The sequence below is a fragment of the Mesorhizobium sp. WSM2561 genome, assembly GCF_000513915.1.
GTDB classification, from domain to species: Bacteria; Pseudomonadota; Alphaproteobacteria; order Rhizobiales; family Rhizobiaceae; genus Mesorhizobium; species Mesorhizobium muleiense.
Genome location: NZ_AZUX01000029.1, coordinates 1 through 16,037, shown reverse-complemented (window position 1 = coordinate 16,037; position 16,037 = coordinate 1). Strand labels below are relative to the sequence as shown.

15 protein-coding genes, 1 tRNA gene and 1 riboswitch are annotated in these 16,037 nt (G+C 62.6%); of the genes, 7 read left to right on the top strand and 9 right to left on the bottom strand.

Annotation, left to right across the window (positions count from 1 at the left end):
* Positions 1–252 precede the first annotated feature (252 nt).
* The 3 genes from M727_RS0122975 to M727_RS37110 all read left to right on the top strand — a co-directional run bounded on the left by M727_RS0122975 (position 253) and on the right by M727_RS37110 (position 1,474).
* Positions 253–540, top strand: coding sequence for a helix-turn-helix transcriptional regulator (locus M727_RS0122975; RefSeq protein ID WP_027154621.1), 288 nt, complete (start codon positions 253–255; stop codon positions 538–540).
* 176 nt (positions 541–716) lie between these two features.
* A tRNA-Pro gene (locus M727_RS0122965) sits at positions 717–793 on the top strand.
* A gap of 129 nt (positions 794–922) precedes the next feature.
* A complete protein-coding gene (locus tag M727_RS37110) occupies positions 923–1,474 on the top strand; it encodes a hypothetical protein (protein WP_036263094.1) in 552 nt (183 codons plus the stop codon).
* Positions 1,475–1,731: 257 nt separating this feature from the next.
* Here the strand turns inward: M727_RS37110 and M727_RS0122950 are convergent, their stop codons facing one another.
* The 4 genes from M727_RS0122950 to M727_RS0122935 form a co-directional block, all read right to left on the bottom strand.
* On the bottom strand, positions 1,732–2,991 hold the full coding sequence (locus tag M727_RS0122950) for an O-antigen ligase family protein (protein ID WP_027154620.1): 1,260 nt from the start codon (positions 2,989–2,991) through the stop codon (positions 1,732–1,734).
* Positions 2,988–4,523 (bottom strand): undecaprenyl-phosphate glucose phosphotransferase, encoded by a 1,536-nt coding sequence (locus M727_RS0122945; RefSeq protein WP_027154619.1) that lies wholly within the window; start codon positions 4,521–4,523, stop codon positions 2,988–2,990. Before M727_RS0122945 ends, M727_RS0122950 begins: the two co-directional genes overlap by 4 nt.
* Before the next feature lie 124 nt (positions 4,524–4,647).
* Positions 4,648–5,778, bottom strand: coding sequence for a glycosyltransferase family 4 protein (locus M727_RS0122940; RefSeq protein WP_027154618.1), 1,131 nt, complete (start codon positions 5,776–5,778; stop codon positions 4,648–4,650).
* A gap of 5 nt (positions 5,779–5,783) precedes the next feature.
* Positions 5,784–6,347, bottom strand: a complete 564-nt coding sequence (locus tag M727_RS0122935) for a polysaccharide biosynthesis/export family protein (RefSeq protein WP_027154617.1) — start codon at positions 6,345–6,347, stop codon at positions 5,784–5,786.
* Positions 6,348–6,605: 258 nt separating this feature from the next.
* Between M727_RS0122935 and M727_RS0122930 the strand changes: the two genes are divergently transcribed.
* A complete protein-coding gene (locus tag M727_RS0122930; protein ID WP_027154616.1) occupies positions 6,606–8,840 on the top strand; it encodes an exopolysaccharide transport family protein in 2,235 nt (744 codons plus the stop codon).
* 271 nt (positions 8,841–9,111) lie between these two features.
* Here M727_RS0122930 and M727_RS0122925 read toward each other — a convergent pair whose 3' ends face one another.
* Genes M727_RS0122925 through M727_RS37105 form a run of 4 tightly spaced genes read right to left on the bottom strand, consistent with a single transcriptional unit; the run spans position 9,112 to position 11,910 of the window.
* A complete protein-coding gene (locus tag M727_RS0122925) occupies positions 9,112–10,128 on the bottom strand; it encodes an iron ABC transporter permease (RefSeq protein WP_084646850.1) in 1,017 nt (338 codons plus the stop codon).
* Positions 10,129–10,157: 29 nt separating this feature from the next.
* A complete protein-coding gene (locus tag M727_RS0122920; RefSeq protein ID WP_027154614.1) occupies positions 10,158–11,105 on the bottom strand; it encodes an ABC transporter substrate-binding protein in 948 nt (315 codons plus the stop codon).
* The gene (locus M727_RS43170) at positions 11,102–11,350 is read right to left on the bottom strand and encodes a hypothetical protein (protein WP_245268866.1); all 249 of its coding nucleotides are present in this window, start codon (positions 11,348–11,350) and stop codon (positions 11,102–11,104) included. The genes M727_RS0122920 and M727_RS43170 overlap by 4 nt, the downstream gene beginning before the upstream one ends.
* Positions 11,347–11,910 (bottom strand): ABC transporter ATP-binding protein, encoded by a 564-nt coding sequence (locus M727_RS37105; RefSeq protein ID WP_245268864.1) that lies wholly within the window; start codon positions 11,908–11,910, stop codon positions 11,347–11,349. The genes M727_RS43170 and M727_RS37105 overlap by 4 nt, the downstream gene beginning before the upstream one ends.
* Before the next feature lie 86 nt (positions 11,911–11,996).
* Positions 11,997–12,198, bottom strand: a riboswitch (cobalamin riboswitch).
* Positions 12,199–12,463: 265 nt separating this feature from the next.
* On the opposite strand from M727_RS37105, the gene M727_RS0122910 reads away from it, so the two are divergent.
* Complete coding sequence (locus M727_RS0122910; RefSeq protein ID WP_027154613.1) at positions 12,464–13,294, top strand: AraC family transcriptional regulator; 831 nt, start codon at positions 12,464–12,466, stop codon at positions 13,292–13,294.
* A gap of 99 nt (positions 13,295–13,393) precedes the next feature.
* Here M727_RS0122910 and M727_RS0122905 read toward each other — a convergent pair whose 3' ends face one another.
* Positions 13,394–14,329 (bottom strand): helix-turn-helix domain-containing GNAT family N-acetyltransferase, encoded by a 936-nt coding sequence (locus M727_RS0122905; protein WP_027154612.1) that lies wholly within the window; start codon positions 14,327–14,329, stop codon positions 13,394–13,396.
* A gap of 222 nt (positions 14,330–14,551) precedes the next feature.
* Between M727_RS0122905 and groES the strand changes: the two genes are divergently transcribed.
* Together groES and groL are read left to right on the top strand one after the other, a co-directional pair.
* A complete protein-coding gene (gene groES / locus M727_RS0122900; RefSeq protein ID WP_006203049.1) occupies positions 14,552–14,848 on the top strand; it encodes a co-chaperone GroES in 297 nt (98 codons plus the stop codon).
* Positions 14,849–14,910: 62 nt separating this feature from the next.
* On the top strand, positions 14,911–16,037 hold a 1,127-nt coding region (groL, locus tag M727_RS0122895; RefSeq protein WP_027154611.1), incomplete at its 3' end, for a chaperonin GroEL.

The following is a 16,037-nucleotide window of genomic DNA, read 5'->3' as shown; positions in this document are numbered from 1 at the left end:
GCGACAGCCGCTTGACAAGGGAGCGGCTCAGAACCGTCGAACAATTCGGCGATCGGCCAGTCAAAGACCCCGATCGGGGTGAAGGTCCCGTGCCGGTGCCGCCGAGGCCTGTGCCGGGCTGCGCCGATCGGAATCACGATGCCGTGACGGCATTTTTGGCGCTTGGCAAATCACCATCGAGAGGGCATTCTCTGCGCCGTCTCAGGCAACTTCTTGATTTGATCAAACTCTTTAAATCCACGGAGTTGCCAAATGCCCCAAATAGCAACAAGCGAAGCTTTTTCCGAACTGTCGGCGACCGAAGCTGCGCCCGACCACAGCGCCCTCAAGGCCATCCGAGAAACCAGGGGATACAGCATGGAAGAGCTGTCTCTGACCTGCGGACTGTCGGTCGATGAGATCGCGGACATCGAGAACGGCAGGAATGCCGATGTGTCGAAGCTCAGGCGAATAGCCTCTGCGCTCCGGCTTCCGGAAAGCGCGCTGATCGATACGGCCGCGCTGGCACAATCCGTGGAAAATCCAAGACCCGTCTCATAGCAGCGACGCCAGAGGATCAAGCCAGACAAGCGAGCTGTGTACTGGATTTGAAGTTCCTGAATGCTGACGACGTCCAACAGGGCAGGAACTTCAAATCCACCATGCCGGGCATCGGCACGACGGCCGCCGAATTCGGTTGACCCGAACCGGGTTATCACGATACATCGCGACCGGTCCGGAGTGTAGCGCAGCCCGGTAGCGCACTTGACTGGGGGTCAAGGGGTCGTCGGTTCGAATCCGGCCACTCCGACCAAATAAGCCCTTAGAACCCTAAGGCTTATTTGAAATCCGGGGAAACTAGCTGAGCCGCGAAAACGAGAAATTGGGCCCCTTTCCTTTTTTGGGCCGTGCCAGTCTGGGGCCATGCCGCCCGAATCGCGCCGTGAACGGGCTGACGATCGGCGGCCAAGCGCTGATCGACAGGCACGGATCAGATCACGGATCGATGCATCAGGATCTGGTCGGGCTGTTTGGCTGCTCAAAATGCAAGGCCGAAGGCCGCGACTGCCGCCCGGTGTTCTTCACGTTCATTCCCGACGACAAAGGCCAGCAGCGGGAGCGGAACCGCACCTGGAAGCCGACCTTCGAAAGTGAAGGGTCGAAACGCGGGAACCTTTCATCCGCGAGCCGCTTTGTGTGCATGTCCCAAGCCGTGCAACCACCCATATTGCCAAAGGGTAGCCCAGATCGGGACGTCAACTGTGAAGTCGCCTTGGAAGCCGCATTTACAGCCTTGGTGACTGCCTCGGAAGCGAAGGGGTGGACGCCGCGCGAAACGGCTGCAGCCCTACTGAAAATCGCAACGGAGCATGCCCAGCGGTTCAGGCTTGTGCCGGCTGAGCCGCCAAGGTGGCGAACGCGAAGAGGTATGTTCATCGCGTGTGCCATGCTCGTGTTTTTGCTGTGTGCAGCCATCGTTTGGTGGGGTGCTTAGATGACGATCAACGTTTCGCCCCCGGATACGGCCGTTGCCGCGGTCGTAGTGATGGCGTTGCCGCCTATACGTTAGATTGCGCAACGCTCGCCTAAGTTCATCCGGCCAGCGCCATGCCAACGGCTATGCCTATGCCCATCACCAGCCCTGCAGCGAGTTCCCGCCATATTCGACGGCAATGGCTAAGACCACCACTCGCTACGCCCACGTGCTGGACTCCGACCATTTTCAAGACTTAGACTTGCCCCAGAAATTCATCATGCCTTAGCCGCCGGCGACGGCAGCGCCGCCGGCCGAAATTGCCGCTGATGGCGGTACTCGAGCGCGATGGCGCCCCAGATCAGCCCGAGCAGCAGATAGACGTGGCGCCAGTGATCGATGTCGATGAAGGTGCCCAGCGCGATATTGCCGATGAAGGCGACATAGGCGCACAGAAGGTAGGGCTGCCACGGCCTGTCGCGCAGGAGAATGCGGAATCCGGCCGCTATGGTCCAGCAGGTCAGCGTCAGGAACGAGACGAAGCCGAGCCAGCCATAGTCCAGCAGCATTTTCAGCCAGATGTTGTGCGTGTCCTCGCCGAAAATCGTGCCGAAGACGAGCGGGCCGATGCCGAGCGGATGCTCCAGCGCCATCTGGAAACCGAAGATATAGCGGGCGAAACGGCCGAGGCGGGCGGTATCGTAGCTCTGTTCCAGCTGGGCGCGGCTGGAGAACATTTCCGAGACGCCCGGCAGCTGCAGGATGACGAGCGTCGCGATGACCAGCAGCGAAATGGCGGCGATGGTCATGACGACGACACGCAGCCGGAATTTTCCGCTGGCGCTCTGCAGGAACAGGGCGCCGGTGAGCAGGATCGCCGAAACGCCGAACATGCCCCAGGCGCCGCGCGAAAACGAGAAGAAAATCCCGGCGGTGATGATCAGCAGCGGCATCGCCAGCAACGGCATGCGGGAGACGGGGCCGGTCAGCAGGAGATGGAGCAGGTAGATGCCGGGCAGCACCAGGAACGGCCCGAACACGTTCGGATCCTGGAAGGCGCCGGTGGCGCGGTCGTATCTGGTGAAGATCTCCGCCCCCGGGAACGCATGGAAATAGCCGGCGATCCCGAGCAGCGAGGTCAGCACCGCCGACATCACATAGGCCCGGAAGATCACCCGGTAGAGATTTGGCTGGACCGATGTCACCGAGGCGAAGAACACCGCGGTAAACGCCAGGAACAGCGACACGGCGAGATAGAGCGGGGTGCCGGCAATATCCGACATCTGGGTCATCGCGATCATGCCGCCGATGTTCATGACCACCAGCAGCACCAGCAGCGGCGCCGCCGCGCGCGATATGCGCAGGCCGAACAGGGCCCACACCGCCATCAGCGCGACCATGTAGAGGTCGTATGGCGCCGGCTCGGCGATGACGAAGCCGGACAGGAAGACGCCGAGGAAAACCGCGCCCGACGCAATCAGCGCGATCAGCTTGGCGTTGACCGCGGCCGGCGACAGTTCATGCGCGACTGCGCTCAATAGGCATTTTCCGTATTGAGCAGCCGGATCGGTGTCAGGAACAGGATCCTCAGATCGAACAGCAGCGACCAGTTCTCGATATAATAGAGGTCGTACTCCGTCCGCATGCGGATCTTCTCGTTGGTATCCATCTCGCCGCGCCAGCCATTGATCTGCGCCCAGCCGGTGACGCCGGGCTTGACCTTGTGGCGTGCGAAATAGCCGTCGACCACCTCGTTGTAGAGAAGGTTGTGCGACTGGGCGGCAATGGCGTGCGGGCGCGGGCCGACCAGCGACAGCGAACCGAAAAGCGAATTGAAGAACTGCGGCAACTCGTCGATCGAGGTCTTGCGGATGAAGCGGCCGACGCGGGTGACGCGCGGGTCGTTCCTGGTCACCGTCTGCTTGGCCGTCGGGTCGGCCTTGTCGGTGTACATCGAACGGAACTTGTAGACCTCGATGATCTCGTTGTTGAAGCCATGCCGCTTCTGGTGGAACAGCACCGGTCCCTTGCTGTCGAGCTTGATGGCGATCGCGGTCGCCAGCATGACCGGCGAGAACACGATGATACCGATGATCGAGAAGACGATGTCGAAGGCGCGCTTGGCGACCGAATCCCAGTCGTTGATCGGCCTGTCGAAGATGTCGAGCATCGGCACCGAGCCGATGTAGGAATAGGCGCGCGGCCGGAATTGCAGCGCGTTCGAATGCGCCGAGAGCCGGATGTCGACAGGCAGTACCCACAGCTTCTTCAAAAGCTGCAGGACGCGCGTTTCGGCGGTCAGCGGCAGCGATACGATCAGCATGTCGATACGGGCGATGCGGGCGAACTCGATGAGCTCGGAAACGGTGCCGAGCTTTGGATAGCCGGCGACGAGGGGTGGCGAGCGCTTGTCGCCGCGGTCGTCGAAGATGCCGCAGATGCGGATGTCGTTGTAGGGCTGCTTTTCGACGGAGCGGATCAGGACTTCCGCCGTCGTGCCGCCGCCGACGATGACGGCGCGGCGCTCCATGCGCCCGTCGCGCGCCCAGCGCCGGATCAGCTTCGACATCAGCAGCCTTAGGCCGAAGATCAGCATGAAGCCGACGACGAACCAGGTGCCGAAAACCAGGCGCGAATAATCTTGCGACATCTTCACGGCGAATGCCGTCAGCGCCATCAGGGCGAAGGTGCCGGCCCAGACCATCAGCAGACGGCCGAAATTGGCGAGCGGCCGCATAAACGAGACGATCTGGTAGCAGTCGGTGACATCGAGCAGCACCACGGCGAGCGACGAAGCGGCGGCGATCGCCAGCGGATATTGCCAGGCGAGATGGTTGAAGAAGCCGACATAGTAAAAATAGATGCACAGGCCCGACAGGAACAGCAGTGCGAATTCGACCATCCGCAAGACGCCGCTGACCATGATCGGCGACATGGTGTCGCGCCGGTATTGCGACGCCACCTGACGGGCGACGTCGTTCATGCCGCCGGGGCTATCGTCGCCGGCCGGGCCGTTGAAATTGCGCACCGCGTCTTTCGAAAAGCGGCGTTTGGGATCGAAGTCGCTCATGATGCATCCGCAAAGCTTCACGCAAGTGAATAGCGAAATAGAGCTAAGAAACCCTTGAAACAACAAATAGGTTTTGGAGAAGCTTTGAAGTCAGCGCCGTTTTGGGGTTAGCGCCCATTTCGGGTTAGCGCTTGAGCGCCGCGAAATAGGCCGTCTCGATCGCGGCGGCCATCACGTCGGCGCCGAATCGCGCCTTGAGGTCGGCGGTATCGGGCATCAGCCTGCCATAGGCATCGGGGTCGGCCAGCGCCGCGCTCATCTTGTCGGCAAGCTCGCGCGGATCGGGCCGGATCAGGGCAGGGGAGCCGGCGCCAAAAATTTCCGGGATGCCGCCGACGCCGGTGGCGATCATCGATTTGCCGGCGGCGAGCGTCTCCAGCACGATGTAGGGCATGGCTTCCGCGCGCGAGGGCACGACGACTAGTTCGGCCAGCGCGAAGGCCTTGCGCGCCGGCATCGGCGGCAGGAAGCGCATATGGCCTTCGAGCCCGAGCCGCTTCACTTGCGCATGGTAGCGCGGCAGGTCGTCGCCGTCGCCGACCATCACCGCTTTCACCGGGCGGCCGAGCCGCGCTCCGGCAAGAACCAGCGCATCGATGAAGATGTCCGGTCCCTTGAGGTCGCGCATCATGCCGATATAGAGGGCATCGGCCGCGTTCGGCTCGGCTCGCACCGGCTCGAACTCGGCGGCGCTCAGTCCGTTGTAGACAAGGTTGTTCGGGATGGGCGGTTCGCCGACCTTCCTGCGATAGGTCCGCCTTTCATAGTCGGAGACAAACAGAAGATGGTCGGTGAAGCGCGCCATGAACCGCTCGAGCGCGAAGAACAGCTTCCCCGTGGCGGTGGTCTCGTCATAGTGAAGAGAGCCGCCGTGCGGCGAATAAAGGCGGGCTACGCGAGACCTTGATGCCCGCAACAATGAGCCGAACAGGCGGGCATAAGCGCCACCCTTGGCGCCGTGCCCGTGGAGCACGTCCGGCCGCAATTCCTTGATGATCTCAAATGTGCGCCAGGCCGAGGCGAGGTCGCCCGGTCCGACATGCCGCTGCATCGGCGTGCGATGGATGCCGAGCGCCATTATTCCCTTCATCTGTTCGAACAGATGTTCCTCGAAGTCGCCGCCCGTCGTCGAATCGCAGACGATGCCGACGGCATGCCCGGCGGCGACCTGCGCCTCGGTCAGGTCGCGCACGTGACGAAAAATCCCTCCGACAGGTGAGCGAAAGCAGTGGACGATCCTGAGTGTGTCCGCCACGTGGTCTAGAACAGGCGTTCGCGAACATAGACCGTGTCGCCGGGCAGAATCGGGTCGGAGGTGGCAACGCGACCGGTCATGACCTTGCCGTTGATGTCGCGGGTGATGTCGACGCTTCCCTGGTTGGCGCGCGGGCTGAAACCGCCGGCGATGGCAATCGCCTTTTGCACGGTCAGGCCGGGAACATAGGAGTACTGGCCCGCAGCACCGACTTCGCCCATGATGAAGATCGGCCGGTAGCGGTCTATCTCGACCGAAACGTCCGGATCACGGAGATAACCCTGGCGTAGTTTGTCGGCGATCTCGCCTTCGAGTTGCTGTGCGGTGTGGCCGCGCGCCGGCACGGCGCCGACGAGCGGGATGGACAGATAGCCGGATTGGTCGACACTGTAGACGTTGGTCAATCCTTCCTGCTCGAATACGGTGACGCGGACCCGGTCGCCGGCGCCGAGGCGATAGGGCTGATCGAGCATTTTATGAAAGGCCGCCGGCGCCGGCCGGTAGCTGGAGCAACCGGCAAGCAATGACACGGCGAGCAGCGCACGGAACAGGGGAGCAGTGCTTTTCATGACCGGACATGTACCTTCGACTGGCCGCCGCTACACCGCGGCAAACGCTGGAGATCGAGGCCCGTTATCATCCGGTTAGGGTTAATGGCCGGTAAAGGCGGGCGGCCCAAGCGATGGCAACCGACAACAGACGGCCGGTTCCGGTGCTTTTAGCTGCCGCTTGCGCGTAAAACCTGAGAGGTGCTTACCGTAATATTAACGGCTGAGTTACCATATTTGTTTACGGTGTATACTGACTAAAATACCGGAGCAGGATGCATGTCCGTTCAATCCGCGGCCGCAGATGTCGACGTCGATCTCAGGCAGCTCTTTGCCAGCCTTGCGAGGAATTGGCTGCGCATTCTTGTCGTCGTGCTGGTTGTAACCGGCCTGGCGTTCGCGCTCACCTGGCTCGCCACGCCGCATTACCGGGCCGAAACCCGGCTTTTGATCGAAACGCGCGAATCGGTCTACACGCGCCCCGACGGCACCAATGACAACGACAAGCCTATACTCGACGAGGAAGGCGTGACCAGCCAGGTCGAGGTCATTTCCTCGACCGACATCCTCAAGCAGGTGGCGCAGAAGCTTGATTTGTCGCGGCTGCCCGAGTTCGACGAGACGGCGGATATGCCGGCGTTGAGCCGTCTGCTTGTCGTCGCCGGCCTGAAGAGCGACCCCAACGAGATTCCGCCGGAAGAACGCGTGCTGACGAAGATGCGTGAGAAGCTCAACGTTTATCGCGTTGAAAAATCTCGCGTTATCGTCATCGAATTCTCCTCTGAAGATCCCCGGCTCGCCGCCGCAATCCCGAACGCCATCGCCGACGCCTACATCTCCGTCCAGGGCAATGCCAACATCGAATCGAACTCCGCCGCAACCGACTGGCTGGCGCCGGAGATCGCCGACCTGTCGAAGCGGGTGAAGGACGCCGAGGCCAAGGTGGCAAGCTACCGCGCCCAGTCCGACCTTTTGATGGGCGGCAACAATTCGGTGCTCGCCACGCAACAGCTTTCCGAACTGTCCAGCGAATTGTCGCGGGTGCGGGCCAATCGCGCCTCGGCGGCAGCGACTGCCGACAGCGTGCGCAGGGCGCTGCAGAATGGCGGCTCGCTTGATGCGGTACCGGAGGTGCTGTCGTCCGGACTGATCCAGCGGCTGCGCGAGCGGCAGGTCGAGCTCAAGACCAACATCGCCGACCTTTCCACCTCCTTGCTCGACAATCATCCGCGCATCCGGGCGCTGAGGTCGCAGCTTGCCGATCTCGACCGCCAAATCCGCAACGAGGCGGAAAAGATCATGACAGGGCTGATGACGCAGGCGCAGACCGCCCAGGCCCGCGAAAACCAGCTTGTCGCCGACGTCAACACGCTGAAGGCCGCATCGGCGCGCGCCGGCGACCAGCAGGTCGAACTGGACGCGCTGCAGCGCGAAGCGACCGCCCAGCGCCAGCTGCTCGAATCCTACCTGACCCGTTATCGTGAGGCGTCCTCGCGCAAGGACAGCAACTATCCGCCGGTCGACGCCCGTGTCTTTTCCCGCGCGGTGGCGCCGTCCCAACCCTATTTCCCAAAAATCCTGCCGATCATCGGTGCGGCCTTCGTCGGCTCGCTGCTGCTCATGGCGATCGTGACGCTTCTGCAAGAGCTGTTTTCGGGTCGCGCCATGCGGCCGGCCGCCGGCGCCCGCTTCGAGCGGATCGAACAGGTCGCGATGCCGGTTGCCCACGAACCGCCCAATCACGAACCATCCGATCACGAACCGCCCGATCACGAGCTACCCAATCAGGAACCGGCCGATATCGAAGACCTTGGGGATCGGACGGCGGAAGTCCAGGCAGAGCCGCAAGCGGCTGCCGCGGCGCCAGCAACTGGCCCGGCAACTGGTGAGGACGTCGGGCCGGCGCGCCGCAGCCTTGGCGAGGTCGAAATCGACAAGGCGGTGGAGAAACTGATCACAAGCGGTGCGGCACGCGCCATATTCGTTTCGCCGGAAGGCGACGAGGCGGCCGCCTCGGCGGTGCTGGTGGCGCGTGAGGTTTCCGACACCGGCCTGCGCGTGCTCCTGCTCGATCTCACCGCTTCGGGCGCCGCCTCGCGACCGACGCTGGACAGCAGGCTTTTCCCGGGCATCACCGATCTGCTCGCCTCCGAAGCGCAGTTCAGCGACGTGATCCATGCCGATCTCTATTCGGACTGCCACGTCATTCCCGTCGGCAACGCCGATCCGGTTCGCGCCATGCGCGCCGCCGATCGGCTGCCGATCATCATGCAGTCGCTGACCACCGCCTACGATCTGGTCGTGGTCGAATGCGGACCCACCGACGCGCAAGGCATCAGCCGCCTTGTCGGCGAGGGCACAGAAGTCTTCCTGTCGCTGCTGGAGCCGAACGACGATGTGGCGCAGGCCGCGGTCGAGCTGATCGAGAGCGGCTATCCCGACCTGACGCTGGTGACGCCGATCGGCCATCAGACGCCAGGGACGCCGCTACCCGGACGGCGCTCCGCCGCCTGAGACAGTTCGATAATTCTCTTGAACGTTGTCGACCAGAGTTTGCAGCNTGCTGTCGGTTCCAAGCTGGAGCACCCCTCATCCGGCCGCTTCGCGGCCACCTTCTCCCACAAGGGGAGAAGGTGGAGCCAATCTCGTGCAGGCGCATCGCAGAAGATCGCCGATCCTGCCGGTGAAAATCTCGACAGGCGGTTCGGCCCGCTGCGCCGGTCCCAGAGGTCAGTCCAAAGACGCGGCATTGTGCCAGAGGCCGGCAAGTGTGCATGGCAGCCCATCATGAACGGTTGCGAATGAGCATGGTGACCACGAAGAAAGCGCCGACCGAACTGGTGATGATGCCGATCGGCAGTTCCTGCGGCGGCAGCAGCGTGCGCGCCAGAAGGTCGCTTGCCAGCAGCAGCACCGCTCCGAACAGGGCGCAGCTTGCAATCAGGCGCAGATGCAACGGGCCGGCCAGGGGCCGGGACAGATGCGGGATCATCAGCCCGACGAAACCGATGACACCTGCGACCGAGACCAGGATCGCCGTCGAGAAGGCAGCGACGAGAAACGCCGTCCTGCGCATCCGCACAACCGGCACGCCGAGGCTTTCGGCAGCATTCTCGCCGGCCAGGAAGGCGTCGAGCTTGCGATGGTTCCATAGGTCATAGGCAAGAATGGTGCCCGCGCCAAGAGCAGCCAGCCCGACATTGTCCCATCGCGCCAGGCCGAGCCCGCCCATCGTCCAGAACAATACCGAGTGAGCGGCGCGCTGGTCTCCGGCGAAGACGAGATAGTTGGTCAAGGCAATGAACATGAACGAGACGGCAAGCCCGGCCAGTATCAGCCGTTCGGGGCCTTGCCCCCTCACCCGCGAAACCAGCAAAAGCACGATGCCGGCTGCCAAAATGCCGCCGGTGAAGGCGGCAACCGGCAACGTCCAGATGCCGAAACGGTCGCCAAAAATGGTGATGACGGAAACAGCGCCGGCCGCGGCACCGGAGGACAGCCCGAACAGGAACGGATCGGCGAGATCGTTTCGGGTTACCGTCTGCAGCAGCGCGCCGATGACGCCCAGCCCGGCGCCGACACAGATCGCCATGATCGTACGCGGCAGCCTGAGATCGACGACAATCTTTGCAACCGGGATATTGCCGACCGGGATATTGGCGACCGAGCCGGGCACGAGGTCTCCGTCCAGCCCGGCCGCATGTCCGAGCGCAGCAATCACGTCGCTCAACGCTATGACCGTCGATCCATAGGCGATCGACAGCAGAGCAAGCGCGGCGATTGCTGCCGCTCCTGCTGCCATGGCCAATTCGAATGCCCTGTGGCGCAAGCTCAGAAGGCTTCCGGGTGCATCGCACTGGCGATCTTGCCGATCGCCTCGATGTTAGCCGGTCCGGGCGTCAGCTCGGCATAGCGCAGCGCGACGAAGCGCTCATTCCTGACCGCATCGGTCTCCTTCATTGCCGGATGGACTTTGAGGAAGTCGAGCAGTTTCCTGTAACCGCCGCCGTCCTGGTAGTCGAGCAGGATCAGGAACTGCGGATTGCGGGAAGCGACCGTTTCCCAATCCGTATTGCCCCAGCTCGTCTGCATGTCGGCCATGATGTTGTCGCCGCCGGCAGCGGCGATCATGGCGCTGGGGATCGCGAACTTGCCTGATGTGAAGGGTTTGTCTTCGCCGGAGTCGTAGAGAAACACCCGAGTCCTCGCGCGGTCGCCGACCTTTGCCGTGATAGCGGCGAGTTGCGCTTTCCAGCCTGAAACAAGTTTTTCAGCCCTGGCTTGCTTGCCGAAAATCCTGCCCAGCTTTTCGATGTCGCCGTAGAGCAGGTCCATCGAGGCGGCGGGGCGGTTGTTGTCGAGATGGACGCAGCTTTCCGTCAGCACCAGCGTCTTGATGCCGTGCGGCGCCAGCGTATCTGGCGTTACCTCGCCGCCCGGCTTCATGCCGTAATACCAGCCGGCGAAGAAGAAATCAGGCTCGACCGCGACCAGGTTTTCGAGCGTCGGGTATTTCGGCGCGAGTTCCGGGATCGCTCCCTGCCCGGCCTTGAATTCCGGACCGACCTTGTACCATCCGGTGATGCCGGTCAGACCGACGATCGACGGTTGCAGCCCCAGCGCGAAGGCCATCTCGGCCATGTTCATATCCTGGATGACGGCGCGCTTCGGTGCGGCGTCGAACGTCAGCGGTGTGCCGCAGCTGTCGACTGTTACCGGGAAAGCGAAGGCGGTCTGGGCAAGCAGCAGGGAGGCAAAAGACAGTGCGAGGCGTTTCACGGATGTTGCTCCTTGGTTAGATCAGAAGAGGCACGGTTCGGGACTTCGAACACCGTGAGTTCGCGGTCTTCGGTCGGATGGCGCAGCCGAAGCACCTCGACGCCGAAAATCTCGCGGATCAACTGCTTGGTCAGCGCCTCGCGCGGACCGGCGAGTGCCTGCAGGCGGGCCGCGTTCATCACCGCGACCCTTGTGGCAAATGGCGTGACCAGCGACAGATCATGCAGCACCGCCACGACGGTCATGCCAAGCTGCGATACAAGTTCGAGGAGTTCGCTGCGGGCGCGCGGATCGAGATGATTGGTCGGTTCATCGAGGAACAGGATTTTCGGCTCCTGGGCGCGCGCGCCAGCTGGGCGCGTTGCCGCTCACCACCCGACAGCGAGCCGATCGTGCGGCCGAGCAGCGGCAGCAGGCCGGTTCTGCGAAGCGCTTCGACGACGACGTCGCGTTGCTCGCTCCTTCGTCGCCAGCCGGCATGCGGGACCCGCCCAAGTCCGACGTAGTCGATCACGGCAAGCCGCGGATCGGGCTGATCGGTCTGGCCGACGACCGCCATGTGCAGCGCCCGCTCGGCGGCCGGAAACGTCTCCAGCCGGCGTCCGGAAAATCTCACATCTCCCGCGCTCGGACGCAGCGTGCCGCATAGCATGCGCAGCAGCGTCGTCTTGCCGGCGCCGTTGGGGCCGATGATGGCGAGGCGGTCTCCCGCCGCGACCGAAAGGCTGACCGCACTGACCAGGCGCTGGCCATTCGCCGTGGCGCTCAGTTCACGCGCTTCAAGAAGAGGCTGGCAGGCGTCCAACTTACCGTCACTTTCTCAAATGGCGACGGAAGGAAGCTGGACCGGCCGACAAGACCGATTCCACGTCTCCTCCCGGCACACCCCGTCCGGTCAACTCGTGCGATGGCAGGTCTCCTGGCTCGCGGGTCCTTGCGCCATCCTGCCTTCCCAGCCTTGGCCAGTGGCATTTCGGATTTTGCTCGCCGCTTACAGTTGCGGGGGCAGCCACGGCCTCGATCCGAAGATCTCACCGTGTTCCCTTTTCACCCCTCGCCTTTCGGCTTGGGGACCATCAGTCAGCCACCCTAGTTTTCCGCCAATCCCAGCGCAATAAATTTCCGGGTTCCGGAGTGCCCCGCGAGCAATGGTCTTGTCAGAACGAGCATACCGAATCTCGTAATGTAATAACGTTACCAGTTAAAAGACAACGCCTGCGCCTGTCAAGCCCTTCGCCCAACGCTTTCGGCTTGCCGATCACCGTCGCATTGCGCGGTGCGCAATTTCGATCAAACTGCCTCCACCAGTAAGCGATACCATGACTTGGCCAATGCGCAGTCCCACAGCAAGGAGCCATATGAACCCGACCGAGAAAGCGCTGTGGTTCGTCGAAAGCCATCTGCCGGAGGCCATCTCGCTCGACGATGTCGCCAACAGCAGCGGCGTGTCGCGCTTTCACGTGACGCGGGCTTTCGCTGCGGCGACCGGCCGTTCGGTGATGGGCTACCTGCGTTCTCGCCGGCTGACCGAGGCGGCGCGCAGGCTCGCCGCCGGCGCACCGGACATCCTCTCGGTCGCGCTCGACGCCGGCTATGCCTCGCATGAGGCTTTCACCCGTGCCTTCCGCGACCAGTTCGGCACCACGCCGGAACTGGTGCGCGCGCAAGGCTCGCTCAAAAACCTCGATCTCGTGGAGCCGATCCTGATGGACCAGTCCTTCCTCACCAATCTCGAGCCGCCGCGTTTCGAAACCAGCCGGCCGTTCCTCATCGCCGGTCTCGGCGAGCGCTACAGCTGCGAAACCAGCGCCGGCATCCCGATGCAGTGGCAGCGGTTCGGCCCCTATATCGGCAACATTCCAGGCGAGGTCGGCGACGTCGCCTATGGGGTCTGCGTCAACGGCGACGATGCAGGCAATTTCGACTATATCGCCGGCGTCGAGGTGTCCGATTTTTCGGACCTGCCGAAGGAGTTTTCGCGCGTACGCGTGCCGATGCAGAAATACGCCGTGTTCGCCCATCGTGGCCACATCTCGACCATCCGCCGCACGGTCAACACGATCTGGAACAAATGGCTGCCGGCCTCCGGGCACAAGATTGCCGACGCGCCCGAATTCGAGCGCTACGGCCCCGAATTCGATCCGCGCAGCGGCAATGGCGGGCTGGAAGTCTGGATACCGGTCGGGTGAGGAAGGGCCAGTTTTCAACTTGTATTGGAGACTAGTGTCGAGGCGCTCCGCCTTATCTTGCCTACTCCCCTTGTCCCACAAGGGGAGTAGGGAAAGACGCTACAACTCCAGGTTCCAGTTCTGGCCGACCAGATCCTTGCCGAAGGCGTGGTGGCGTTCCTGATTGGCCAGCTGGAACCCGGCCGCCTCGTAGATGCGGCGCGCTGAGGTGAGCACGTCGTTGGTCCACAGCGTCAATGTCTTGTAGCCCTTGGCACGGGCAAAGCCGATGCATTCCTCGACCAGCCGCCTGCCGATGCCGAGACCGCGCGCCGAGGGTTCGACGTAGAGCAGGCGCAGCTTCGCCACCGCGTCCGACTGGCGCACGACGAAGACCGAGCCGACGACTTCCCCTTCCCGCTCGGCGATCCAGCTGCGTTCCCATTTCGGATCGTAGGATTTGGCGAAAGCGCCGAGGATTTCGGCGACCAGCGCCTCATAAGTTTCGTCCCAGCCATATTCCTGCGCGTAGAGCAGGCCCTGGCGATGGATGATCCAGCCGATGTCGCCGACCTGCAAGGACCGCAGCATGTAAAGGACCTTGGGCTCTGCACTCTCCCCCAGTAGGCGCTGCACCGTCTGCATCGCCTTGACCAGCCTGTCCTGTCCCGGTGCGGAAAGCCGCTCGAGCAGGGCCGCGACCTGATCGTGCGAACCCTGGTTCAGCGGCGCGAACGCCGCTCTTCCCGCCGGCGTCAGCGCAATCGACGAGCGCCGCGCATCGGCTTGCGTCGCCACGCGCTCGACCAGACCACGCTCCTCGAATTTTTTCAGCAACCGGCTGAGATAGCCGGGGTCGAGCCCGAGATCGCGCGCAAGATCGGTGGCGGTCAGGCCATCGCGATGCGCCAGTTCATAGAGCACCCGAGCCTCGGTCAGCGAGAAGGCGCTTTTCAGCAGCCCTTCATCGAGCAGCCCGATCTGGCGGGTGTAGAAGCGGTTGAAGCCCCGCACCGCATCGATCCGCTCCCTGCCGGGTTGATGATGAATCGTCATGGCATCCTCCTGCCAGCACAAGATCACCACTTAGTTGACTTAGTCAAGTATCAGTTCGAAGCAGGCTGCGGCTGTCGATCAGCTCACTCAGCGCCTTGACTCTCGCCAGCCACCGGCTTATCTCACCGCCACGTTAGCACTCGCCATTGGTGAGTGCTAAGCGTAGGTCCGGCGCCGCCGGACGGAGGAACTATTCTCACCATTCTCACCGAGGAATAAAAAATGGCAAAGTCGAAGTTCCGCCCGCTTCATGACCGCGTGGTCGTACGCCGGGTTGAATCCGAATCCAAGACTGCCGGCGGGATCATCATCCCCGACACGGCGAAGGAAAAGCCGCAGGAAGGCGAGATCATCGCCGTTGGTTCCGGCGCCCGCGACGAAGCCGGCAAGCTCGTCCCGCTGGACGTCAAGGCCGGCGATCGCATCCTGTTCGGCAAGTGGTCGGGCACCGAAGTCAAGCTCAATGGCGAAGACCTTCTGATCATGAAGGAATCCGACATCATGGGCATCATCGGCTGAATATCGGCCTCACCATCACTTAAATCCTAGGGCTCAATTCAAGCCCCTGCCAGGAGCTAAAAATGGCTGCCAAAGACGTAAAATTTTCTCGCGATGCCCGTGAGCGCATGCTGCGCGGCGTCAACATCCTCGCCGACGCAGTGAAGGTCACGCTCGGCCCCAAGGGCCGCAACGTCGTCATCGACAAGTCGTTCGGCGCACCGCGCATCACCAAGGACGGCGTCACCGTCGCCAAGGAAATCGAGCTTGAAGACAAGTTCGAGAACATGGGCGCGCAGATGGTCCGCGAAGTTGCTTCGAAGACCAACGACATCGCCGGCGACGGCACCACGACCGCGACCGTTCTGGCGCAGTCGATCGTCCAGGAAGGCCACAAGGCGGTTGCCGCCGGCATGAACCCGATGGACCTGAAGCGCGGCATCGACCTCGCGGTTAGCGACGTCGTCGCGACGCTGATCAAGAACGCCAAGAAGATCAAGACCTCGGAAGAGGTTGCCCAGGTCGGCACCATCGCCGGCAATGGCGATGCTTCGGTCGGCTCGATGATCGCCGAAGCGATGCAGAAGGTCGGCAATGAGGGCGTCATCACGGTCGAGGAAGCCAAGACCGCCGAGACCGAACTCGAAGTCGTCGAAGGCATGCAGTTCGACCGCGGCTATCTCTCGCCCTACTTCGTCACCAACGCCGACAAGATGGTTGCGGATCTGGAAGACGCCTACATCCTTCTCCACGAGAAGAAGCTCTCCAACCTGCAGGCCATGCTGCCGATCCTCGAGGCTGTCGTGCAGACCTCGAAGCCGCTGGTCATCATTTCGGAAGACGTCGAAGGCGAGGCCCTGGCCACGCTGGTCGTCAACAAGCTGCGTGGCGGCCTGAAGATCGCCGCAGTCAAGGCGCCGGGCTTCGGTGATCGCCGCAAGGCCATGCTGGAAGACATCGCCATCCTCACCGGTGGCCAGGTCATTTCCGAAGACCTCGGCATCAAGCTCGAGAATGTTGGCCTCAACATGCTCGGCCGCGCCAAGAAGGTGTCTATCTCCAAGGAGAACACCACCATCGTCGATGGTGCCGGCAAGAAGGCCGAGATCCAGGGCCGCGTCGCCCAGATCAAGCAGCAGATCGAGGAGACCACCTCGGACTACGACAAGGAGAAGCTGCAGGAACGTCTCGCCAAGCTGGCGGGCGGCGT

What these genes read in the sequence shown, in the direction of transcription:
- M727_RS0122975 (WP_027154621.1), top strand. Translation starts at nt 253, where the DNA reads ATGCCCCAAATAGCAACAAGCGAAGCTTTTTCCGAACTGTCGGCGACC.
- M727_RS0122945 (WP_027154619.1), bottom strand. Translation starts at nt 4,523, where the DNA reads ATGAGCGACTTCGATCCCAAACGCCGCTTTTCGAAAGACGCGGTGCGC.
- M727_RS0122935 (WP_027154617.1), bottom strand. Translation starts at nt 6,347, where the DNA reads ATGAAAAGCACTGCTCCCCTGTTCCGTGCGCTGCTCGCCGTGTCATTG.
- M727_RS0122930 (WP_027154616.1), top strand. Translation starts at nt 6,606, where the DNA reads ATGTCCGTTCAATCCGCGGCCGCAGATGTCGACGTCGATCTCAGGCAG.
- M727_RS0122925 (WP_084646850.1), bottom strand. Translation starts at nt 10,128, where the DNA reads ATGGCAGCAGGAGCGGCAGCAATCGCCGCGCTTGCTCTGCTGTCGATC.
- M727_RS43170 (WP_245268866.1), bottom strand. Translation starts at nt 11,350, where the DNA reads ATGACCGTCGTGGCGGTGCTGCATGATCTGTCGCTGGTCACGCCATTT.
- M727_RS0122910 (WP_027154613.1), top strand. Translation starts at nt 12,464, where the DNA reads ATGAACCCGACCGAGAAAGCGCTGTGGTTCGTCGAAAGCCATCTGCCG.
- M727_RS0122905 (WP_027154612.1), bottom strand. Translation starts at nt 14,329, where the DNA reads ATGACGATTCATCATCAACCCGGCAGGGAGCGGATCGATGCGGTGCGG.
- groES (WP_006203049.1), top strand. Translation starts at nt 14,552, where the DNA reads ATGGCAAAGTCGAAGTTCCGCCCGCTTCATGACCGCGTGGTCGTACGC.